This window comes from Exiguobacterium sp. s34 (genome assembly GCF_018617435.1).
GTDB classification, from domain to species: Bacteria; Bacillota; Bacilli; order Exiguobacteriales; family Exiguobacteriaceae; genus Exiguobacterium; species Exiguobacterium aestuarii.
The window spans coordinates 248,036-271,062 of the sequence record NZ_JACSKE010000003.1; the positions used below are offsets into that span (position 1 = coordinate 248,036).

Genomic DNA, 23,027 nt, shown 5'->3' on the forward strand with positions numbered 1-23,027 from the left:
TAGTGATAATATTATTCATATATACTTCAGAACATAGAAACATTCTACATTAAAAACATGTTGTCTGTAAAGTTATAAAGGCTCGTCTTTCGCACGGATTTGTTGAATGATGTCCTCATAATGTTTCAAGTCAGGATAAAATCGTCTAAAGAAGAATTCGATTTGCGGGTCATCACCTTCTGCCAACAGTTTAGCCAGGACAGCGTATACGACACCCATTCCTTGTCTCGGTAAGAGGGAGGAGGGGAGTAGTGTCGCACATTGTACGGCTTGCGTATAGTAAGTCGAAAGCGTGTCGTTCAAATCTTTGAACGTTCGGATGTCTGCATAATGGAACATCCGAGTCAATTCAACGATTGCCGAGAGATCGGTCTCAAGCAACCATTCACTTTGGAAGATGGCATTGTCTAGTTTTTCAACGGTCTGGTCGTTGGCGATATAATAGTTCAAATTGTCTCGAGTAATTGCCACTTTCTCCGGAGAATCAAGAATTTGTTCAACCGTTTCTTGTTCGAATGTCCGCAATTGTTTCCGGATATTCACAAACTCAGAATCAGCAATCTCTAGCAGTCCGGCGACACGACTGAAACTTCGTTTGATTTCAGGTGGGACGGCATTTGGATTTTTGTATCCGAGGTCATGCTCAATTTCGGCCCAAGCATGCTGTAGAATCGAGCGGACTTGAATTTCCGCTTCTTTTTCTGCAAAGCGACGGTATTCACCGAGAGCGAGTCGTTTCTCACTCAACTCCACGACATAATGTACAGACAAATAACCGAACTCGTTGGAATCAAGCAAAGTTGATTTATCAATTGACTGTTCTCGGTCAATGGTGAACTCGTCCTCTAATATTTGTGCGACAGTTCGCACATCATCATGAAAGTATGTGACGATACGGATCCCGGCAAGGTCTTGGACATCACGTAACGATCGATATTGATAAGGTTTACGAGATAATTTGGCATAGAGACTATCCGCCTCTTTAGCACGGGCAACTATTGAATGAAACTGGATTCCGGCTTCCGTCAATAATTCACTGAGGAGTGCCTTCAGTTTAGTGGCAAATGCTTCGTAATCTTCTTTTTCATTCAAGTATTCAAGCATGATCGTGTTCAAGTCTTGTTTCGGCACGGAACTCACTCCTTTTCTCTGTCTTTAGTATATCATCTCCATTACGAAACGATATGGTAGCATATGTACAGAGGGGGAATGAAGATGAACCATACATTCCGGTCATCCGAGAGAGAAAAACTAGAAATCATCGCAGGTTTACTACAACAGGCCGATTATCGGATATCCCGCATCCGAGAAGACGGGAATCAATATGTCGTGACCGCGCGCTTGGTGGGGCGGGCTACAATCGAAGGTGAACGTGAACGTATCGAAGGAATCGTGCAACATTTCGATGTGGAAGAGTGGACACTCCACGAATAAACGGTGATGATTCATGTTTATACCCTCATTTTTCGGGAATAACAAAAACAGTGAAATATATGACTGTGAACGTTTAGGAGGATGGGGCATGTTAGAAACAAGGGTAGTAAATGATATGACGACGGTAGACCATGAAGTGAACGAGATGGTTTCGGGAGGATGTGTAAACGAACACATCTATTTATTTGCCAAAGACGAAGAATTGACGATTCGATTGGCGGCAGAAGCAGGTGTCCAACCGTACCGTATCCCGGAAAAGGGGATGTTCGAGTCGTTGCTCTCAAAATTCACGAGCAATTCGGAAGATCGGATGGAACAGATGGAAAGCTTAGGTCTCACGAAAGAGATGGTCGACTCACTCGAGCGTGAAATCAAGGATGGTAAAATTGTATTAGTCTGCGATAAATGACAATGGACCGGTAGCCCGGTCCATTTTTTTAGTGCTTCGTTTGATAATAGGCATTGACGATTCGGCGCAACGATTGCTGGTCGAGACGAAGCTTTGAAAAGCCTGCATCTTTTAACAATTGTTTTGTGTTCTCGTCATGGAACGTGATATTCCGGTTCAAGTATGGATTGAATACCTTCACCATGTCGTTAAATGACTGTTCGACAGAGCTGAGTGTGTCTGTCGGTGTCTCCGTAATCGTCAAGTGTGGGAACGAGAGTGACTCTTTCATATAATCGAGCATCATCTCATTGCGTGGTGGCGAGTCATTCGTGACGTTATAAATCGTATCTGCTTTTGCATGCTCGATCGCGGCTAAAAGCACGTCCGCGACATAATCGACCGGAACAAGGTTCGAGGTACCAGTGGCTGACCCGATTAAACGGATTGACTCAACGCTATGACCACGCCGTTCCAGTTTACGTTTGAACAATTCAAGTGCACGCATATACCCATACATCGTGAATTTCGAATCCGCTTCTCCGGTTTTAGAGTCACCGACGATGATTGCCGGACGAAAGATCGAGACGTCGAGCTCATCTCGTGATTGCCAGACCGCCTGTTCGGCATGTGCTTTGCTTTCTTCGTATGGATTTAAAAACGATTGCGACACATCATATAACGTCTCGCCACCGATTTCTTTTGCCCCGAGTGTATAAGCGGTGCTCACATGGAAAAATCGAGGTGCATCAATCAACTTGGCCAATCGAAGGGCCTCTCTCGTACCGGTTAGATTCGTTTCGAACAATTCTTCTCTTAATTCTTCGTCAAATTTGACGAGTGCTGCCATGTGTAGGAATAAGTCCACTTTTCCCTTGTGTGAATCGATGAATCGTTCATCGGCACCGAGTGCGCGCGCCGTCAAATCGCCAGGCAACACATCGATTGATTTTCTTTCTTCCGCCGTGAACTGGGCGTTTACTTTCTCCGGTGTTCGGGCGAGCATACAGATTCGATGCCCTCGTTCGATCAACTCTTTAGCGAGTCGTCCCCCTAAAAATCCTGTTCCACCAGTCATAAAAATATACAATCGCGTTCTCCCTCTCTGTGACATTCTGCATCCATCATATCAAGTCTCGTCAGATGTAGCCACTTTGCGTCTTTTAAAAATTCATGTTTAAAAAAAATCGAAGTCGGTTAAGAACTATAGAGAAGCGTACGAACGGTGCGTAAAGACAGCTTGCCTGTCAAATCCATTGAAGTGAGGTTTTTTAGAATCATGGCAAATCTATTCGGAACAGACAAGGATGACGTAGCAAAGAAGCAACAAGACATTGAGAAAACGGTTCAAGAAAAAAATATTACCCAAATCCATCTTTATTTCTCAGATGTACTCGGTGATTTAAAACTCTTGACGCTTTCGGCAAAATTGTTGCCTGAGGTTTTTGAAGGAAAAACAATGTTTGATGGTTCTTCAATCAACGGATTCTCTTCCATCAAAAACTCCGACTTATTCTTGAGACCGGATTTAGATCGTCCACGTTATGAGCAAGATGGTGATGAGAGTATTTTGGCGTTCTTCTGCGATGTGTGTACACCAGAAGGTGAACGATATGAATATGATCCACGGAATGTGTTGAAAGATGCACTTGAACGAGCTGCACGAGACGGCTACTCGGTATTCGTCGGCGCAGAACCTGAATTCTTCATCTTTGATGAAAATGGAGAGTTTTATGACGAAGCAGGTTACTTCTCGACGCGTTCAGAAGACAAAGGTTATGAAGTACGTCAACATATCGCAAACCGATTGAGCAATGTCGGATTCAATATTGAAGCGGTTCACCATGAAGTTGCTCCTGCGCAACATGAGATTGGTATCAAGTACGACGATGCGCTCCATACGGCGGACAACATTCAATTCTTCAAAGAAATCGTCAAAATCGCGGCAAAAGAAAAAGGGGCATCTGTCTCATTCTTACCGAAGCCGTTACGTGACGTGAACGGTTCTGGGATGCACTTGAACATCTCGGTATGGAAAAATGACGAAGACGGGAAAGCGACGAACAATGCGTTTGATGAGGCCGACGCGGATTATGGACTTTCTCAAACAGCACGTCACTTCATCGAAGGGATTTTAAAGCATGCCCGTGCGACGGCTATCTTTACAAACCCACTGCCTGAGTCATATGAGCGTCTCGTTCCTGGATTCGAGGCACCGGTTAATATTTGCTGGAGTCCGTCGAACCGCAGTTCGATGATTCGAATTCCAGCTTCCCGTGGAAGCGCGACGCGTGTCGAGGTTCGAAACCCTGACCCGAGTGCTAACCCGTATTTGGCACTTGCCGCCCTCATCTACGCTGGTTTAGAAGGGATTGAGCAGAAGCTTGAACCATCTAAGCCGAACGAAGACGACTTGTTTGAGTATTCAGCTAAACAAATTGAGAGCCAAGGAATCGCTTCGCTCCCTGCGACGTTCCATGAATCGATTCAATCGCTGAAACAAGACAACTTCCATGATTACTTTAACCACAATATGATCGATCGTTACTTGTCACTCATTCAAGTACGCAAATAAAAAATGACGCCAGCCGATTCAATCGGCTGGCGTTTTTTAAAGATTAATGGATTCCGCGCATATATACTTTGATTTTTGGTGCGAGTGCGAACAGAATCAAGCTTAAAACGATGGCAACACCACCGATTACCCCGAAATAGAGCATCTCGTTCTCAGGTGAGTAGAACTTGACGAGCTGTGCGTTGATTCCTTGTGCGGCAGCGTTCGACAAGAACCAGAGTGACATCGTTTGAGCGGAGAATGCTGCTGGTGCAAGTTTTGTCGTAGCCGACAAACCGACCGGCGATAAACTTAGTTCTCCCAAGACAACGATGAAGTAACTCAAGACGAGCCAAAGCGGGTTGACAAGGGCATCCGGACCGCTGAAGTAAGCAGGAAGTAGGATGACCAAGAAACTGATTCCGGCAAACAAGATCCCGAAAGCGAATTTCGTCGGGATGCTTGGCTCACGGTCTCCAAGGCGTACCCAAAGCCAAGCAAAGACCGGTGCAAGTAGAATGATGAAAAGCGGGTTCAACGATTGGAACCAAGCTGGAGACAACGTGAATCCGAAGAATTCAAGGTCAGTCCGTGTATCCGCATAACTCGCAAGGATTGTTGCCCCTTGCTCTTGAATCGCCCAGAACATGACGGAGGCGATGAAGAGCGGGATATAGGCAATGATGCGTGAACGCTCAACCTCTGTCGTTTTTGGACTGCGATACATGATGATGAAGTAAACTGTTGGAATTGCGATTCCGAACACCCCGACGAGCGAGATGAATGTGTTAATCGTGAACCAGCCGAGTGGGATCAAAATCGCAAGTAAGATGGCGATTCCGATTGTGACAAGGCTGACGATTCGAATCGTATTCTTTTTCTCATCAGGAGATAACGGGTTCGGTACGTATGAGCCAGCAAGGCCAAGGTTCGTTTTACGCGTCAATACGAAGACGACGAGTCCAACGAACATCCCGATGGCAGCAAGGGCGAAGCCCCAATGGAAGCCGTAATCTTTTTGAACTTGTCCAACGATGAGCGGTGAAATGAACGCGCCCAAGTTGATACCCATGTAGAAGATACTGAATCCAGCGTCACGACGGCGATCCGTTTCACTATACATATCTCCGACTATACTTGATACGTTTGGTTTCAATAAACCCGTACCAATAACAATCAACGCCATCGAGATGAATAAGAAGACGACGCTACCTGGAATCGAGAGGACGATGTGTCCGAGCATGATGAACACACCACCGTAGAAGACCGCCCGTGACGTCCCGAATACTCTGTCCGCAAGCCATCCCCCAATGACCCCTGACATATAAACGAGTGCACCGTAGACGGACATAATCGAGAGCGCGACGTTACGGTCGAGCCCGAGTCCACCTTCAGAAACCTCATAGTACATATAGAATACGAGGATGGCCCGCATGCCATAGTACGAGAAACGTTCCCAAAATTCAGTGAAGAATAAGGTGAACAACCCTTTCGGTTGTCCGAAGAAGCCTTTTTGTGGAACACTGTCCACGATTGTCTGTTTATCGATCCTTTCCATGAAAGATCCCTCCTTAACCGTTTTATCATAAAAAGGATTATTATGATTGTAAAGTGAATTGAATGATAATTTCAAATTTTAATAAAGATGCAAAGAATGAAAAGACCACACTTCCATGAGCAGAGAGTGTGGTCGATGAGTGATTACGCTGTCTTTTGTTTTGCTTCCGTTGCCTGGACATAACGTCCGAGTTGCCAGTAAATGATGCCAGATAGGCAACTTGCGCCGCCGATCAGAATCAATGCAATATGTCCGGCACGATTGTCGAAAAAGACACTTGCGATGATTGGTGCCGTCACACCGCCAATTAGCCATTGAACACTTGCAGCCCCATTATAGGCACCGCGCATATTCTCTGGCGCAATCAAGGCGATGAACGTCTGTTGAACAGGCGACATAAACATCTCGCCAAGCGTGTAAAATGCATAGACGGCGAGTAAGATTCCAACGAGTGGAAGGTAAGGAACATCAATTGCGTACAAAGCTCTAGGGACGACGGCGAGTAAAATCATCCCGATTCCGAAGACGGTCGCTCCGGCAAGCATGACTTTCCCAAACGGTTTATTCCCGAGCTTCGAAGCGATTGGAAACTGGAAGAGGACGACCATGATTCCATTAAGTGCCAACAGGTATGGGAATGGGTTCTGTTGTGCGGTGTATGTCGGGAGCGACTCTTTCAAAAAGAGCGGTAACATGCTCTCGACGACCGAGAATCCCATTGATATGAATATACCCGCAAAGATGAAGATCAGAAACACGCGGTCATTATAAAATACGCGCAACACTTCCCGGTTGCTCGGGGTCTCATCTTCTGTGAACTCCGGCAATGATTCGCGAATGAAGTAGCCGAGTGCGAGGGCATAAAGACCGAAGATGAACGCCGCTGCAAAGAAAATCAGCTCGCGGTCGATGAACAGTACCGCACTCCCGAGGAGAGGTCCAAACGCAGCACCGATGTTATGCCCCATCCGTAATAGGCCGAATGCTTCGTTCATATGCTCGGGTTCTGTGACGTCAGCAACCATCGCACTAGCAGCGGGATGGAATAGTGAGTTAGTCAAACCGAGCATCGCATTTAGTAACAATAATGGCCAAAACGAATCCGCGAACGCAAAACCGATGAGGGCAAGCGCGTCACCGATGATGGCAATCATCATGATCGGTTTTCGCCCATAGAGATCGGCGAGTCGGCCGCCAATCATCGAGCCGAGGAGCGCCATGATTGGTCCAGTCGCCATAATGATTCCGACTTGAAGGTAGCTATCTAACTGGTCGCTATAATAAAGGACTAAGAATGGGGCGATCATGAACATCATGATTCCCGTAATCGTCTCCCCTAAGAAACGAATCCAAATATTGCGGTCAAGCCGTTTGAGTGATTGAAACATACAGGTCACCTGCTTTATTTAATTTTAGACACAAAAGGGACGTCATATGCATAAAGGCATACGACGTCCCACGTTGTTTATGCATGCCTCGATAGGCAGGCGTCTTAGATCTGTTTCAATCGAAGAGGTGCCTGCCAATCAGTATGAACTTGAGTGAATGGTTTCGAAGATACTACTGACATGGGAACCTCTCCTTTCTGTTAATTGTGTTCTTCTCTTCAACTGTATGACACATTTCATGAATATGTCAACAGATTCATGAAGAGATTTAAAGTAACTCATTCAAATTTTTACGATTCAAACGATAGTCAATGAGTCTAGACAAGACGACTTGAATCATCGCAGTGATAGGGACACTCACGAACATGCCGACGAGACCGAACAGGCTGCCCCCGATAATGATGGACGTGATGACCCAAAATGGCGTGATCCCGACACTGTCACCAAGAATTTTCGGACCGAGCCACAATCCATCGAATTGTTGCAACAAGAAGATGAACAAGAGCACCAATACGGCGGTGAACGGGTCATAGAAGTATGTGATGATGAACGCCGGGATCATCCCAAGTAGTGGACCGACATACGGGATGAAGTTGAGGACGCCGACGATAACACCAAGGAGTAGCGCATATGGCGCCCCGATGATCAAAAGTCCGATGACAGCCAGGACACCGATGATCAGACAATCGAGTGACTTTCCGATGATGTATCGTTTAAAAATATAATCCATCTCTTGAAAGATATCGATCGTCGTCTTTGCAGTACCAACTGGTAACAGCGCGTAGAGAAGGCGCTTGAACATACGAGCGAAGACTTCTTTGTCTTTCAAAAGATAAATTGAGATGACAATCCCAATCAAGAAGTTAATCAATGTCATCGTAAAACTTGAGACATAACCGACAGACGAGAGGACGGCTGTTTCGACCCATCCCGAGTAGCGGTCCTCGAAGCGCGCAAAATCAATCGCCTGGGCGATGGTAGCGTTATAGTCTTTCAAGTAATTGTTTACATCACCAAGAAACGCATCGATTTGACGGATATAGACCGGTAACTCTTCGATAAGTGATGAAAGACTCGAGTAAATCCGTGGGAACAAGGTGACGACCGAGATCGCTAAAATCCCGATAAACGTGATATAGACGATGAGCAGACCTTGATACCGTTTCAAATGGAACCGTTCCTCTATATAAGAGAGTACGGTGTTGAGTAGTAAAGCGATGGCAATCCCCATGATAATTGGGGTCAGTAACTGAAACGTGTACTGCAAAACACGTGAGATGGTATCCGGTTCACTGATGACACGCCATAAGACGAGTAAAATCAGACCGATCACACTGAGTTTCCAAATAAGTTGACGATTAAGCTCCAATGCTCTATCCCCTCATACAAATATAATTTTTCTACCCTTTTACTATGAATGTTTTTTGAAAAGGATTCAATAGATGTTCACCTTGAAAAAAATGTTTGACACCGTTGGAAATGTCTGGTTAACTTAGGGACATACTAAAATTACATAGCGAATAACACTTTCTATCAAGAGAAGCGGAGGGACTGGCCCGATGAAGCTTCAGCAACAGATTGCAAAATACTGTGCTAATTCCAGCAAGGTGACCTTGAGAGATGGGAAGGTGGTTGACTACATACGTCTGTATTGAGCACCCCTTTCCTCAGAAAGGGGTGTTTTTTCGTATCAGGAGGAAGAATCATGGCAGACAGACGTTCACAATTATTAAAATCTTTACCAACCCAACACTTCGTCGGATTAGCAGAAGAGGTCGCGGCGGTAGAAGCTAGTGGAAAGACCGTTATCCGGCTCGGACAAGGGACGCCCGACTTACCGACTCCCGCTCCAATCTGTGAGGCGCTCGAACGTGCCATCACGGACCCGTCGACACACCAATACGGTCCGTTTCGCGGACAAGCGCGCTTAAAAGAAGCGGTCGCATCATTTTATTCTCGGGAATATGGTGTCGAACTCGACCCGGAACGGGAAGTCGCTATCTTGATCGGCAGTAAATCAGGTCTGATCACACTCCCACAATGCCTTCTCGAACCGGGTGACGGCATCCTACTGCCGAACCCAGGGTATCCGGACTATATCTCGGGGGCACGTCTTGCCGGTGCCGAGATCATCGATTTGACGTTAAAAGAAGAAAACGGCTTCCTTCCGGACTATTCGACACTCGATCCGCTTCACGCTCGACTCATGTATTTGAACTATCCGAGCAATCCGACGGGTGCTGTCGCAACACCGGCATTTTTTGAGGACACCGTCGCATTCGCCAAACAACATGATGTGATGGTCGTCCATGACTTTGCATATGGAAGCATCGGGTTCGATAGTCACGTTCCTCCGAGTTTCCTTCAAGCCGAAGGGGCGAAAGAAATTGGAATCGAAGTCTATACAATGTCGAAAGCATTCAATATGTCAGGATGGCGTGTCGCGTTCGCGGTCGGGAATGCTGACATTATCGAGGCAATCAACACCTATCAAGACCACGTCCATGTATCTGTCTTCTCGGCCATTCAAGAGGCGGCCATCGTGGCGCTCGAGTCACCTCGCGAACTCCGTGACGACCTCGCGTCGCTTTATGAAACAAGACGAAACCGACTGATTGACGGATTACGCCGTGCCGGGTGGGACATTGAGGCGCCGAAGGGTTCCTTCTTTGTATGGGCGAAAGTGCCTGAGGGAGATGCAAAATCTTTCTCGACAAAGTTACTCCACGAGGCGGGCGTCGCCGTCACACCAGGCTATTTCTTCGGAACAGAGGGGGAGCGCCACATCCGCTTCGGTCTCGTATCGTCTGAACAGAAGATTGATGAAGCGGTAGAACGGATCGAGAAATTGTTCGCGGCTTATGAGGAGGTTCATCTATGATTCGTCAGGCGGTACTTGAGTACGATCATTCGAAAGACGCACTTGAGAATCTTCCCGCGCGTATCGGGAATCGGGAGGCGCTTGTCTTGAGAGGGGAGAGCGGGTATAGCAAGGCGGTGCGCGTGTCGCCTCGCCTCGCGGATCTCCCGAGCGTACGATTTACCGGAGAATGTTCAGACGAGGAAGTTGAACGGTTGAACGGTTATCGACCTGACGTATGGATTGCCGTTGGTGGCGGCAAATTGATTGATACAGCAAAACGAATCGCGGCTTCTCAGAGCGTACCGCTCATTGTCGTCCCAACACTCGTGTCAAACTGTGCCGCCTTCACACCGCTTAGCGTCATCTACACTGAGGAAGGGTCATATATCCGTTACGACACATTTTCGGTCGTCATCGAGCGCGTCATCGCGGATGAACGACTGTTACGTGATTCACCTTACGACTATTTCAAGGCTGGCGTGATCGATACGGTCGCAAAGTGGTACGAGGCCCGATATATTAGCGGAACGACATCAAGGGATGCAGGCATTCAGTCAGGGCTATCGCTCGCGGCACAGTGTGGCAAGTTGATGGACCTGTCGATCCGCGAACAGGATTTCCGTCGCTACGGCACGGACATCCGATATATCGTCGATCACGTCCTCGCAATCGGTGGTGCGGTCGGTGGGTTTGGAGATGCCGGCACACGTGTTGCTGTCGCGCACGCCGTTCATAATGCGCTCAGTCGCTTTGACTCGACTCATCATTGGCTACACGGGGATAAGGTGGGGTTCGGATTGGTGGTTCAAGAGCGACTGGTAGCATCTGAGGACACCGTAATTCTCGAGAACTGGCTTCAATCCATCGGTGCACCAACTTCACTTGCGCAACTTGGTATTCGTTTTGATCAAATCGATGAATTGGTCACATTGATTCGTGAAGAAATCAAGATTCAAGGATTTCGTGATTTCGATGATTTAGAACGGTTAAAAGAAATTCTCATAAATCTTCAAGAAATGGTTTACAAATAATGCTTTTATCAGTAATATAATAACAAAATAATAGAACCGATTGCTTATCAAGAGTGGTGGAGGGACTGGCCCGATGAAACCCGGCAACCAGATCAGTATGATCATGGTGCTAATTCCAACAGTCGAGACGTCTGGGAGATGAGCGTGTCCGACTTTCACTTGTCGTGCCCGCCGCTCTTCGTGAGTAGCGGGCTTTCATTTGGAGGAGGAAATATTCATGAACATCAAACAAAAAACACTTTTGGCAGGTACATCATTTCTTGCAGCAATCGCACTTTCCGCGTGTGGACAATCCGAGGCGAGCGAGACGCTCAGCACGGAAGAACTGACGATCGGAGTGACCGGTGGCCCACACGAGCAGATTGCAGAGAAAGTGCAAGAACTCGCGAAAGAGGACGGGCTTGAAATCGACATTAAAGTATTCAATGATTACAACACACCGAACACTGCTCTCGACGAAGGCAGTCTCGACGTGAACAGTTATCAGACGCTCTCGTTCTTAGAACTTCAAAAATCAGATAAAGGCTACAAGATTGACGACGTATTCAAAACGGTCGCCTTCCCGATGGGGCTGTATTCTGAGAAGTTGAAGGATATCAAGGATTTAAAAGAAGGGGATAAAGTGGCGGTACCGAATGACCCGGCGAACGAACTTCGAGCGCTCCGTCTATACGAGACGGCTGGTCTCATCACATTGAAAGAAGGTCTGACGGATAAGGCGACGAAGCGTGACATCGCCGAGAATCCACTCAACCTTGAATTTATCGAACTTGAAGCCTCACAGCTCCCGACACAGCTTCCGGAAGTGGCGCTTGCAGCAATCAATACGAACTTCGCGATGGGAGCTGGCCTTTCGATCAACGAAGACGCGCTTTTCCACGAAGACACGGTCGATAACCCGTACCCGAACTATGTCGTTGTCCGTTCAGCCAATAAAGAAGATGAAGTTGTCGAGACGTTGAAGTCATACTACCATTCGGATGAAGTACGTACTTTCATCGAAGAAGAATTCAATGGTTCTGTCGTACCAGCGTTCTAAGGAGGGATTCGATGATTGAACTGAAACACATCACAAAGCAATTTCACGTCAATGGAGATACGATTACCGCGCTCGACGACGTCTCCCTCACAATCGAAAAAGGGGAGATTTTCGGCATCATCGGTCGAAGCGGTGCCGGTAAGAGTACGCTCATCCGGATGATCAATCTATTGGAACGACCGACGACAGGTGTCGTTGAGATTGAGGGACAAGACATTACACAATTAAAGAAAAAAGAACTCTCTTCGCTACGTCAGCGAATCGGGATGATCTTTCAACATTACAACTTATTGAAGACTGCGACCGTTGAAGAAAATGTCGCCATCCCGCTCCGCCTCGAAGGACTCGGGAAAGGAGTCATCCGTGAACGGGTCGACCGCTACCTCGACATCGTCGGTCTATCCGAACATCGGAACCATTACCCAGAACAATTATCAGGCGGACAAAAACAGCGCGTCGCCATTGCTCGTGCGCTCGCACATGAACCGGACATCCTCCTCAGTGACGAGTCGACGAGCGCGCTTGACCCTGAGACGACGGAATCTATTTTAGAGCTATTGCTCGAGATCAACCGAAAGCTCGGTTTGACGATTTTTCTCATCACGCATGAGATGGAAGTGATTGAGCGAATTTGTGACAGGGTTGCGGTGATCGATCACGGCGAAATCATCGAGCAAGGGAATGTGTTGGATGTCTTCTCAAATCCAAGACACGAAACGACGCAACGGTTCTTGAAGACGAACCTCGACGTCCCGGAAGAAGTCGTGTCGGAATTACAGACGCGTGGCACACTCGTCCATCTATCGTTCATCGGCAGTCAGACGGAACAGGCTGTGCTCGCCCAATTGACGAAACGATTCGGCATCCTACCGAACATCATCGGAGGCGGGATCAAGAAATTAAAAGCGGGTCTTGTCGGAAATCTGCTCGTTCACCTTGATGGGGATCACGATCAAACAGAACTTGCTGTCCGTTATTTGAAGACGAGCGGCGTAAACGTAAGGGAGGTGTCGAACCATGCAACAGTTCTGGACAGACTGGGGTGACCTGATTTGGACGGGGACGATTCAAACGTTGACGATGACAAGTATCGCGCTCCTTATCTCGACCTTGATCGGACTTCCGCTCGGGACGTTGCTCGTACTGACGAGACCGAACGGGCGTCTTGCGAACCGATTCGTTTATGGTGGATTGTCGAGCGTCATCAACGTCATCCGCTCGATTCCATTCATCATTCTATTGTTTTTCATCTTACCGTTCACACGGTTCATCATGGGCACGACCATCGGGGTACAAGGTGTGCTGCTACCACTCATCGTCTTCACCGCGCCGTATATCGCTCGTCTCATGGAGTCTGCTCTTCTTGAAGTCGATCGCGGGGTCATCGAGGCATATGAGGCGATGGGGATCTCGACGAGAAAGATTATCTGGTACGTCCTCATTCGAGAGGCACGCTCTTCCATCGTTCTCGGATTGACGATCGCAACGATCGGTCTGATTGGCGCGACGGCCATGGCCGGTCTCGTCGGAGCCGGTGGGCTTGGAGATATCGCGTATCAATACGGGCACCTTCGTTTCGAACCAGAAGTCATGTATGTGACGATTTTTGTCCTGATCCTTCTCGTTCAATCGATCCAGTCATTCGGAAACCGATTGGCAGCCAAACTAAAACGAGCCTAAAAAAGAATCGTGTCGCTTTAGCGACACGATTTATGCGTTGTGGAGCAAGCGTTTTAATTCAGCGATGCGGTCATTTCGAGGAATAAACGTCCGAATCTCCTTTTCACTGAAACCTACTTGGATGCGATGATGGTCAAAGACGATAGGGCTTTTCAAAATTTGAGGGTTTGATGCGACAAAACTATATAGTTCACGAATCGACATCTCATCGAGTTTCTCTGCCGCTTGCTTATACACACTCTTTTGTACCGACAACAAGTCGGTCGTCCCATTCTCAGTCAGACTCAACATTTCTTTAAATTCACCAAAGGATAGGCCTTGGTCTGTCAATTTCTTTTCGATGAAGGGAATCTTTTGTTCCCGCAACCAATCAATCGTTTTTCTGGAAGAACTGCAGCTCGTATGCGTGAATACCGTGACCGTCACGACAACCACTTCTCCTTTACATCAGTTTGGTTCTAACTATTATCTCTCTTTATACGGTACGAACCGTGATTATGTTTCAAATCACATACAGTTTCTTTTTGATTGAAGACGACTTCGGACGGGTACAGGTTTCAAGAGCAACCACATAAGGAGGAATGAAGATGTTTGACTATACTGTACAGTCTGACCGTACCGTGGATGACGTCATCGACCGTCTAGGTGAAACGTTGAAAGAAGAATCGTTTGGCGTGCTATGGGATTTTGATTTGAGTGAAACGTTAGAGAAAAAGGGTCAAGCAATCGATGGGAAGTATCGCATCCTAGAAGTATGCAACCCGAAGGCGGCGAAAGAAGTGCTGTCGCAACATCTAGAAGGAGGTTACTTCCTTCCATGTAAAATCGCCGTGTTTGAAAAAGACAATCATACACATATTGGCATGCCTAAACCGACCACATTGATTCGTCTCATTGACGATGAATCGTTACAGGCCATCGCGGCAGACGTCGAATCTAGACTGCAACGTGCGATCGACCACTGTAAATAACTGAAGTACCATCCGCTCATGAAACTTGGGCGGATTTTTTTCGTATAGGACAGTTAGATAATGGTAAAATTGGAATATGATCAAAAGTGGAGGGATTGTATGTTCAAACGTGGTATGACAATCTTACTTGGCGCGTCCTTGTTAAGCGCATGTGGAGCATCTGATATAGAAGTGATTCAACTGGATTACATAGAAAATCAATGGAATGTCGATAGTTATACGGAAGAAGGAGAAATCGTTCAAATCAACGAAACGAAAGAAGTACTCAAGGCGTGTGAGGGTGAACGTACGACTGAACTAAAGGGAGATATCACTGTGTATCAGACAGTGTTTGCTGGGCGAAAGGGAGTCGTTCCATACATGGATCCGTACTCGATGAAGGTGGTTACCTATTTAGAGGGGGATGAACGATATGCGGTTTGTCGCGAAAGCTACACAAATCAGTTCGTAGCGCAAAAGATTGATTCATTCCCAACTTTCGTGAATACGAACGAAGGAATTGAAGTTCAACATTTACCAAGAGTCGAACAGGCGGCTACGATGGAACAGAATAACTTACTGAAGGCGGATTTTGCGGAGATTGATGGAAATAGAATCACGCCATTCTTACATACATTACTTGAAATTCAACCAGCTCTTTTTGGAGAACTCGAAATAGAACTTGGCGACAAGACGACCAGACATCCAATCGTTCAATTTGAACCGAGAGGAATCGAGATGCCTACTCCGCAGTTCGCCATCGGATATGATGAGAAAACGCTTCAGCCATATACCCTTTACTCATTTGATCGTCAATATTTCATGCAACGCTCTTTCAAATTTGCAGATATGGATGATTACGAGTCGATGGAAAATCAAGGATTTGAGGAGTTAAGCGTGGATACCATTGTCGAACCCGGAGAATTAAAGGAAGGAGAAGCGGTTCCCTTATATTCATTCCACTACATAAAAGATGGCGAACCCGTGACTGAAACAATGACGATGCGCTATATTTCTGGAACTTTACTAAAGGAAGGCGAAGAACCTGCCTCTATTTATGAGGAATGGATGCATGATTCAGAAAAAGGACCGAGAGTCGTTGCGCACCGTAAACCGTTTGACGAGAATGCACTCACTTATCCTGATTTTATCGAAATCTCGACGGAAGAATCTGAACAAGTCATGGAAGTATTAAAGGAGGCAGAACCGGTCGGCCGTAAAGGTGAGCCTGCAGACTATCGATACTTGACGTTGACGGAAGGATGGAAAGGGCAAGAATTTGAAATTAGCTATAAACAGCGGTCAAAAAAACTTGATATCTATCTGACAGATCCGCTTCGCGATCAGACGTTTAAACTATCGAGCAAAGGAGCGGAAGTGTTCTTGGATATTTTCCCGGAGTACAAAGAGTCATGATGAAACGAATGCTATTCACGTTATGTGCAGTTGGAATTTTATCGGGTTGTGGTGGGGAAGAAGTAAGTGTCGTCAAACTTGAGCATATGCCAGCGCAATGGGTTGTACGAGACATGAACTCGAACAGCTTTGATATCGGGCCGGAGACGTGGGCGAGCGATTTACTCCATGCATGTACCGATGACCCGATTCCCCAAATCAATGAAGACGTCACGGTCTATCATTCGTATGCATTGAACCGAAAAGCCATGATTTCGGACTACGATGCACATGCCTATAAGTTAGTGACGTATGTAAAAGGAGAGCAGAACTATGCCATTTGTCAGGATGGTTTTTCTCCAAAGATGAGAGTCGGACTGATTGAGGAACTCCCTTCGTTTGTTCAAGCATCAAAAGGCGTCACCATCCCAATCGTCCCGACTATCGGGATTGCAACGAGGGAGCAAGAGGAGAGTGTCAAGGGGAGCGATTATTCCGATATATTCGAAGTCCCTGTCAATTTAGTTGACGGAACGATGATTCAAGTGACCCCTTCCTTGAATGGAAGTATTACATTAACCATCGGAGAAGACGAAGGCATCTTTCCGCTCTCCATCATTGAACCTTACAACGCGCAAATGGGAGTTGTGACGATCGCACTCGGCTACGACGAGCAATCCCAAAAGGCTTATTTTTTCGCAGAGTCCGAAAGTGGGTTACTTTCCTACGATCCGGTTGTCACGATGACCGAAACCGATTATTTTCAACCAAAGCAATTTGAAGGGTTACAGGTCGAGCGGGTATTGCAAGCAGACTCGCTCGAACCCGGAGTCGAGACACCGCTCTACACGTTCTCTTTTGTGGAGAACGGAAAACGTGTGACGAAAGACGTCCGTCTCACCTACACGGAACGCGAATTTGCGACGGCTAAATCGATTGAAGCAGACATCGAATCGAATCCTGCCGTACCAAGTGGTCCATTCGTTTTCGTCCATAAGACCCCTTTAAACGGAAAGGCAACGATTGATTATCCGAACGTGTTGCGCGCTGCAGGGATTGACATGTCTGATTTGATGGACGCCATCGATGGGGCAGAACCGGTCAAGCGCTCAGGAGATGTAGAAGAGTATTCACTTCTTACCATCATCGACGGATGGGTCGGTCAGGAGTTTCAATTAAGCTTTAAGAAGCGCTCAAAAAAAGTGGATGTGTACTTAACCGATGCCAAGCAGAATCAGACGTTTAAATTGACGAGCGCAGGTGCAGAAACGTTCTTCAGCTACTTTCCAGACTTAAAAGAGTAAAGGCGCCAGTTGGCGTCTTTTCATTTGGTAAATACTTCAAAATCAAGATATTGACCTTCTATACAAAAAGTAGGCAATGACAAATAGCTCAATACGTTACACTGAGATTCACGATTTAGTACGAATATCCTACGAAGAAGAAAGGTTGCTATAGTTGATGAGTACATTGAACCAGACAGTAATTCATTCAGATGATGTATTTCGTTCCATCGAGACGAATATGGCGATGATTCGATTTGATCGGCAACGCCGGGTCGTCGATGTGAACGATACGTTCGCAAAAGCGATGAAATATAGACGTGAAGAGATGATTGGCATGCAACACCATTTGTTCTGTCCTTCCTCTTTTGTGAATAGCCCGGAGTACACGGCGTTTTGGGAGAAATTATGGAGCGGATTCAGTTTCTCGGATAAAGTGGAGCGCGAAAACGCAAAAGGAGAGACGATTTGGCTCGAGGCAACGTATATGCCAATCTTTGAAGGGGATGACGTAATCGGTGTCGTCAAAATTGCATCGGATATCACAGAGCGTCAACAAGTCATTGAGGATTATGCATATCGTTTCAAATCGATGACCGATGTGCTCGACGAACGAGCGAAGACAGGCATGCAAGATACAAAAGTATTGAATGAGACGATTGAACGTCTTGCCAAAGATGCAGCGGAAAACCTTCACGCCCTTCAGAACTTGCGTCGTCAAGCTGATGACATCGCTAAAATCGCCTTGTCCATCAAAGAGATCGCAGCACAAACGAATCTATTGTCTTTAAATGCCGCCATTGAAGCGGCCCGTGCTGGTGAACATGGGCTAGGATTCAATGTCGTGGCGACGGAAGTACGTAACTTGTCCCGTATGGTCGAACGAGCGGTCATCGACGTCAACTCGAACACGGAAGGGATGAACGTCGAGCTACGTAAGATTGTAGAAGGGGTCACCGCATCCAATCAAGAGATCCAGTTGAGCGCAAAGACGATGGAACAGACGATGGAGCGTTTCCATACGTTCGAGCAAGCGGCAGCCGAGTTACATGATACGGCTGACACGTTCACTTCCAACTTATGAACCGATTGACCCTTTGACGGGTCAGTCGGTTTTTTTGAGTTGCAACGTATGTCCGTTTTGCTTCAACCACGCCTTCGCATCATCCGTTTTAGGATAAACGGTTCGTAACGTATCCCAAAATGAGGCTGAGTGATCGAAATGGACGAGATGTGTCCATTCGTGAGCGATGACGTAATCCATCATCTCTTTCGGTGCCAGCATGAGGCGGACATTGATGGAGATAGTCCCAGTTGAACTACAGGATCCCCAGCGTGTCTTTTGGTGACCGATGCGAATCTTTTTTGCTTTAACTCCTAAAGACTGTTCGTAAATCGGTGCACGTTCAATCACATATTCACGTGCTCGTTCACGTAACCACGCTTCGTAGGATCTTATTAAGGTGATCTCGTCCCAATCCCTCGGGACGAAAAAAGAGGAACCGTCATATCGGAGTGTCGTCCCATCATCTTTTTGGGTCGGATAATTTTTCCCATGAAAGACGAGCCCCTCATTGAGTACAGACGTCTGTTTCGGAAGGTTATGACATGTATGGCGAATCCATGTTGCGTGTTCTTCTAAAATCCAATCGACGACTCGTTTTGACAAACGCGCTGGGATGCGTAGCTCGATGCCATTAGGTGTGACATAAAATGCAGCTTTTTTCCTTCGTTTCTGTCTGACGATGTTGACGTTCATCCGTAACCTCCTCTCCATATCTCGATTGAGTATATCGAAGTCGGGAAGAAACCGCCATGCTTTTTTGGCACGCAGCCGAACCAACTTTGATACAGTAAGGGAAGGAGGGATGAACATGAAATCAATTTTACAACAACAACTTGAACGTACAGGAACGAATTCGGTGAAGTGGGATGGGTTGGATCGTTGGTTCCATCTATCTGAAGATGTATTGCCACTCTGGGTGGCCGATATTGATATCCGTACTGCACCGTCTATTTCGGAGGCACTCGCCAAAAAAGCCGCTCAAGGAGAATTTGGATACACGTTGTTCGCGCCTGAAGCGCAGGAAGCGGTCCGCTCTTGGTACGGGCGACGTCACGATTTAGTTGTCGACCCGAAACATGTCTTGTTTTCAAGTGGGGTTGTTCCTGCGTTGACGCATATCGTTGAGGCACTGACTGAAGTCGGGGATGGTGTTGTCATTCAGTCACCTGTTTACCCACCGTTCCATGAACTCGTCGTCGGCTCGAAACGTCAGGTATTCGATGCACCGTTGAAAGAAAACGATGGACGGTACGAGATGGACTTTGTCGCTCTAGAAGAAGCGATGAAGCAAGCCTCACTCTTCTTACTCTGTTCCCCACATAACCCTGTCGGACGTGTCTGGACGAGAACAGAACTCGAGAGAGTCGTGGAACTCGCAAATCGATATGATGTGGTTGTCGTCGCAGATGAGATTCATGCGGATTTGACATTCCCATCCCAAAAGCATACCGCAATCGGTTCACTTGACCCTCGGGTGATCACAGTTAGCGCACCTTCAAAAGCGTTTAACATCGCTGGGCTATTTGCCTCATATATCATTTGTCCGGTCGACGATTGGCGGAAGCAGATCACGAAAGTACAGAATAAACATCACGTTCTTCCGACACCTTTTGCGAATACGGCCATCGTTGCGGCCTATACCGATAAACGTGCGGAACAATGGCTCGATCAGTTACGCGAAGAACTTGAACAACAAATGAACGAGGTCATCGATTCAATCGAATCGAATCTGCCAATGCTCCGTACGGCGCGTCCTGAGGCGAGCTATTTATTGTGGATCGACTTTTCTAAGCTCCCGATGTCTGCCGAAGAGCGGAAGTCTTGGCTTCATCAAGACGTTCGAATCTTCCTATCCCCTGGAAGCCCGTTCGGTCCTCAAGGTGAGTCGTTTGAACGGATGAATATCGGGACACGTCGAGAATTGTTGGAGGAGGCGATTCATCGTCTGAGCGCTCAAATGGAACGAAAGGCGTTTGTGTAAAACGAGAATCGGGAAAAATTCACAGTGAGACGATGAGAGAAAGTGAGTGGATGAGATGGAGACAATCAATTGGAAGAAAAAGATGGAGGAACAGTTAAGGCGAAGTGGATTCACCTTGCAAGTCGAAAATATGTCCAATATTCGCTTGACTGAGATTCATACGAGTTCTTCTCCGTTGATTTCTTATCCGCTGCGTGTCCGATTGTATGAGCGGATGGGTTGGCTCATGTGCACGGTCGATTCGCCGACGCTTGACCGAAATGAGGACCATCCTCTATTCGAGCGAATGGTAACAGCCGTGTTCGAACGGATTGTGCGTCATTTGTACAATGGTTATGGATTTCATATACTGACGTTCATCGGCGATACCGGGAACTATATCACCCCAAAAGATTCAGAGACGGGAGAAGTTGTTCGACTCGTCGCCCACTTGTGGAATGACCGGTCTTACATCCATCTTGACACGTTCGAAGAATATCCAGCGCTGTATGTGACCCCACCATGGGCCCATCAGGCGTATGCTATCGAGAGCACAGACGAGGAATGGGTCATTTACGCGGGTAGGGGCGGGAGACCGTCGACTGATTATCGGGCAGATGGCGTTGAATTGAAATCCCATCGTTTGGCAGACGGAGAACTCTTCTTCCCGGTCGACCGTATCTCCAAAGACAAAGGGACACTCGCCCTTGCGGAGTGGCTTCGTCTCGAGCGGAGAGAGGTTGAAGACTTTATGATGTCGTTCATGCAGACGATTCGAAAGTTCGACCCTTCCTTCGGATTTGCTTGGGGCGGGACAGAGACATTCTTTCACGGTGTACCGGTCGAGCCATACGCTCAAGTCCTCAGGCTCGAGAGCGGCAAGCGTCGCTATCGCGTCATGAACAATACGGCGAATCGACTGTTTGCCGTATCGGATGACCCGAATGAGTGTCTGAAGGAAGTGAGCCGAACATTGGGGACGATCACGCTACCGGAACGCCGCGTGTCGGCACTCGGTCAACTGGTCATGGGGATTTGGCAACAGTTTGAGACCGATGAAGAAACCTACATCCAAGAAGTCGCATATCGGGATATCTCGAAATTCCAGATGGAAGAGAAGATTGGTCATGCTTTAGCGAATCAGCAACGTATTCGCTGGATTGACAAAAATCACCCGCACCAGAATGTGATTGAGTATGCCCATCTTCGCATCACGTTCCCGAAACGACCACCTGGCCTTGTCACTGTCGAACCTGCCGAATCCGGACATGAAAGAGGTGCCTTATGAGAATTGTTGACGCACGTGCCATGCCGATCGATCATGAAGACTTGATTGCAGTCACTTCGTCTTCGGTCTACTATCGAGAAAAGAAAGACCAGACGACTTTTTCCCTGTATCGCTTTGATGAAGAGGACGGGATGATTACCCAGTTGAACCGACGACCTTATGAAGACTACGGATATTCGAAACTCTTCGTAGATGGGGACGTCGTGTACTTCTTGAACGAGATCCCAAGTGACGATGGCGTGATCAAGACAGAGTTGATTTCTTTCTCTTATAAATCAGGGAAAGAGGAGGTCGTGACGACGTTTGAAAAACGAGGAAACAGTACACTGTTCTGGGTACTCGATCAGCGTTACTTCCTCTTTTTGACGGCGTTTGAATCGTCTGACGAAGCATGGTTGTATGATCGCGTGACCGGTCAGCAGGAGCGCATTCGAGACGAGCGTCTAGTCGGGAAGACGGAGCGGTTCCGGGAGCTTTACTTGTTCACGACCACATTTGAAGGCATCTCCTACATTGTCTGTAACGCCAGACTCGATGAATTCGACTACTACGATGCCCTCGACAATGGGCGAATTTCCCCAGACGATCCGATTGATCATTCGGAGGCGCTCCTCATCTGTCCACTCGAGGAGGCGGTCGAGGCGGTCTTTAATCAACGAGAGGAATTACCGTTCGATGACATTCTTCGATTACATGGAGAAGGGGACACGGTTCAATATTTGGGTGAAAAGGAAAGCGTTCTCCGATTTTCGGCGTTTGTCGACTCGTTGAATGAAGAAGTGATCTATGATTTGACTGCGCCTGACGTGTTACACGAAGTAGCAGTGGTCGACTGGGGTGCCTATGAACCGCTCGACTTCACATATGATGATGTCAGTTCGACAATTTTCATAAAAGTCGATGAGAGCGACATGCACACCGAAGTCATTGATATGGCGACTGGAGCGCGCTATATCGATGTGGAACCGTTTGAACGTGTCATTGGTCGGCGCTATCTCGTCCACGAATTCACGGAAGGTCTTACGAGTGGTGTCGTCATTTTCGACTTAGAGACAGAGGAACGCTTCGCATATGACAACGCCTATTATATGGTCATCGATGATGCCGTTTTAATCTTGTCAATGTCTAGCACATAAATATAAACACCACC

Annotated in this window: 22 protein-coding genes and 2 riboswitches; of the genes, 15 read left to right on the forward strand and 7 right to left on the reverse strand. The window is 47.2% G+C overall.

The features are described from left to right. Positions 1 to 72 precede the first annotated feature (72 nt). Entirely contained in the window at positions 73 to 1,131 is a 1,059-nt protein-coding gene (locus KNO87_RS08225) for a GTP pyrophosphokinase (RefSeq protein WP_224861169.1), read from the reverse strand. Positions 1,132 to 1,215: 84 nt separating this feature from the next. Here KNO87_RS08225 and KNO87_RS08230 point away from each other — a divergent pair, with 84 nt between their 5' ends. After that, entirely contained in the window at positions 1,216 to 1,434 is a 219-nt protein-coding gene (locus KNO87_RS08230) for a hypothetical protein (protein ID WP_214794936.1), read from the forward strand. Between the two features lie 88 nt (positions 1,435 to 1,522). Then, positions 1,523 to 1,843: a YflT domain-containing protein gene (locus KNO87_RS08235; protein ID WP_214692491.1), complete on the forward strand. Its 321-nt coding sequence runs from the start codon at positions 1,523 to 1,525 to the stop codon at positions 1,841 to 1,843. Positions 1,844 to 1,871: 28 nt separating this feature from the next. On the opposite strand, the gene KNO87_RS08240 is transcribed toward KNO87_RS08235, so the two are convergent. Continuing rightward, complete coding sequence (locus tag KNO87_RS08240; RefSeq protein WP_214794938.1) at positions 1,872 to 2,912, reverse strand: SDR family oxidoreductase; 1,041 nt, start codon at positions 2,910 to 2,912, stop codon at positions 1,872 to 1,874. A gap of 189 nt (positions 2,913 to 3,101) precedes the next feature. On the opposite strand from KNO87_RS08240, the gene KNO87_RS08245 reads away from it, so the two are divergent. Then, the gene (locus KNO87_RS08245; protein WP_214787979.1) at positions 3,102 to 4,397 is read left to right on the forward strand and encodes a glutamine synthetase family protein; all 1,296 of its coding nucleotides are present in this window, start codon (positions 3,102 to 3,104) and stop codon (positions 4,395 to 4,397) included. Between the two features lie 43 nt (positions 4,398 to 4,440). Here the strand turns inward: KNO87_RS08245 and KNO87_RS08250 are convergent, their stop codons facing one another. From KNO87_RS08250 to KNO87_RS08260, 3 genes are all read right to left on the reverse strand, one after another. After that, positions 4,441 to 5,934 (reverse strand): peptide MFS transporter, encoded by a 1,494-nt coding sequence (locus KNO87_RS08250; RefSeq protein ID WP_214794940.1) that lies wholly within the window; start codon positions 5,932 to 5,934, stop codon positions 4,441 to 4,443. Positions 5,935 to 6,077: 143 nt separating this feature from the next. Further along, positions 6,078 to 7,322, reverse strand: a complete 1,245-nt coding sequence (locus tag KNO87_RS08255) for an MDR family MFS transporter (RefSeq protein ID WP_214794942.1) — start codon at positions 7,320 to 7,322, stop codon at positions 6,078 to 6,080. A 268-nt stretch (positions 7,323 to 7,590) separates the two neighbouring features. Continuing rightward, a complete protein-coding gene (locus KNO87_RS08260; protein WP_214692476.1) occupies positions 7,591 to 8,691 on the reverse strand; it encodes an AI-2E family transporter in 1,101 nt (366 codons plus the stop codon). 158 nt (positions 8,692 to 8,849) lie between these two features. Beyond that, positions 8,850 to 8,949, forward strand: a riboswitch (SAM riboswitch). 78 nt (positions 8,950 to 9,027) lie between these two features. Here KNO87_RS08260 and KNO87_RS08265 point away from each other — a divergent pair. The 5 genes from KNO87_RS08265 to KNO87_RS08285 all read left to right on the forward strand — a co-directional run bounded on the left by KNO87_RS08265 (position 9,028) and on the right by KNO87_RS08285 (position 13,935). Then, positions 9,028 to 10,203 carry an aminotransferase class I/II-fold pyridoxal phosphate-dependent enzyme gene (locus KNO87_RS08265; RefSeq protein ID WP_214794943.1) on the forward strand — a complete coding sequence of 392 codons (1,176 nt, stop codon included), beginning with the start codon at positions 9,028 to 9,030 and terminating at the stop codon, positions 10,201 to 10,203. Beyond that, positions 10,200 to 11,216, forward strand: a complete 1,017-nt coding sequence (locus KNO87_RS08270) for an iron-containing alcohol dehydrogenase (RefSeq protein WP_214794945.1) — start codon at positions 10,200 to 10,202, stop codon at positions 11,214 to 11,216. Before KNO87_RS08265 ends, KNO87_RS08270 begins: the two co-directional genes overlap by 4 nt. A 41-nt stretch (positions 11,217 to 11,257) precedes the next feature. Further along, positions 11,258 to 11,361, forward strand: a riboswitch (SAM riboswitch). A gap of 72 nt (positions 11,362 to 11,433) precedes the next feature. Then, entirely contained in the window at positions 11,434 to 12,255 is an 822-nt protein-coding gene (locus KNO87_RS08275; RefSeq protein ID WP_214794947.1) for a MetQ/NlpA family ABC transporter substrate-binding protein, read from the forward strand. An 11-nt stretch (positions 12,256 to 12,266) separates the two neighbouring features. Next, positions 12,267 to 13,301 (forward strand): methionine ABC transporter ATP-binding protein, encoded by a 1,035-nt coding sequence (locus KNO87_RS08280; protein WP_214794949.1) that lies wholly within the window; start codon positions 12,267 to 12,269, stop codon positions 13,299 to 13,301. After that, the gene (locus KNO87_RS08285; protein ID WP_214794951.1) at positions 13,273 to 13,935 is read left to right on the forward strand and encodes a methionine ABC transporter permease; all 663 of its coding nucleotides are present in this window, start codon (positions 13,273 to 13,275) and stop codon (positions 13,933 to 13,935) included. Before KNO87_RS08280 ends, KNO87_RS08285 begins: the two co-directional genes overlap by 29 nt. A gap of 30 nt (positions 13,936 to 13,965) precedes the next feature. On the opposite strand, the gene KNO87_RS08290 is transcribed toward KNO87_RS08285, so the two are convergent. Then, the gene (locus KNO87_RS08290) at positions 13,966 to 14,361 is read right to left on the reverse strand and encodes a Spx/MgsR family RNA polymerase-binding regulatory protein (RefSeq protein ID WP_214692466.1); all 396 of its coding nucleotides are present in this window, start codon (positions 14,359 to 14,361) and stop codon (positions 13,966 to 13,968) included. Positions 14,362 to 14,522: 161 nt separating this feature from the next. On the opposite strand from KNO87_RS08290, the gene KNO87_RS08295 reads away from it, so the two are divergent. The 4 genes from KNO87_RS08295 to KNO87_RS15510 all read left to right on the forward strand — a co-directional run bounded on the left by KNO87_RS08295 (position 14,523) and on the right by KNO87_RS15510 (position 18,647). Then, a complete protein-coding gene (locus tag KNO87_RS08295) occupies positions 14,523 to 14,906 on the forward strand; it encodes a DUF302 domain-containing protein (RefSeq protein WP_214788001.1) in 384 nt (127 codons plus the stop codon). 99 nt (positions 14,907 to 15,005) lie between these two features. Next, positions 15,006 to 16,301 (forward strand): hypothetical protein, encoded by a 1,296-nt coding sequence (locus KNO87_RS08300; protein WP_214794953.1) that lies wholly within the window; start codon positions 15,006 to 15,008, stop codon positions 16,299 to 16,301. After that, positions 16,298 to 17,584 carry a hypothetical protein gene (locus KNO87_RS08305; protein WP_214794955.1) on the forward strand — a complete coding sequence of 429 codons (1,287 nt, stop codon included), beginning with the start codon at positions 16,298 to 16,300 and terminating at the stop codon, positions 17,582 to 17,584. Before KNO87_RS08300 ends, KNO87_RS08305 begins: the two co-directional genes overlap by 4 nt. Before the next feature lie 157 nt (positions 17,585 to 17,741). Continuing rightward, the gene (locus KNO87_RS15510; protein WP_214794957.1) at positions 17,742 to 18,647 is read left to right on the forward strand and encodes a methyl-accepting chemotaxis protein; all 906 of its coding nucleotides are present in this window, start codon (positions 17,742 to 17,744) and stop codon (positions 18,645 to 18,647) included. Between the two features lie 21 nt (positions 18,648 to 18,668). Here the strand turns inward: KNO87_RS15510 and KNO87_RS08315 are convergent, their stop codons facing one another. Next, complete coding sequence (locus KNO87_RS08315; RefSeq protein WP_214794959.1) at positions 18,669 to 19,322, reverse strand: M48 family metallopeptidase; 654 nt, start codon at positions 19,320 to 19,322, stop codon at positions 18,669 to 18,671. A gap of 115 nt (positions 19,323 to 19,437) precedes the next feature. On the opposite strand from KNO87_RS08315, the gene KNO87_RS08320 reads away from it, so the two are divergent. The 3 genes from KNO87_RS08320 to KNO87_RS08330 are packed head-to-tail and all read left to right on the forward strand — an operon-like array spanning position 19,438 to position 23,013. Beyond that, positions 19,438 to 20,610, forward strand: coding sequence for a MalY/PatB family protein (locus KNO87_RS08320; RefSeq protein ID WP_214794961.1), 1,173 nt, complete (start codon positions 19,438 to 19,440; stop codon positions 20,608 to 20,610). Between the two features lie 55 nt (positions 20,611 to 20,665). Beyond that, positions 20,666 to 21,877, forward strand: coding sequence for a hypothetical protein (locus KNO87_RS08325; RefSeq protein ID WP_214794963.1), 1,212 nt, complete (start codon positions 20,666 to 20,668; stop codon positions 21,875 to 21,877). Further along, a complete protein-coding gene (locus tag KNO87_RS08330; RefSeq protein WP_214794964.1) occupies positions 21,874 to 23,013 on the forward strand; it encodes a hypothetical protein in 1,140 nt (379 codons plus the stop codon). Before KNO87_RS08325 ends, KNO87_RS08330 begins: the two co-directional genes overlap by 4 nt. Positions 23,014 to 23,027 lie beyond the last annotated feature (14 nt).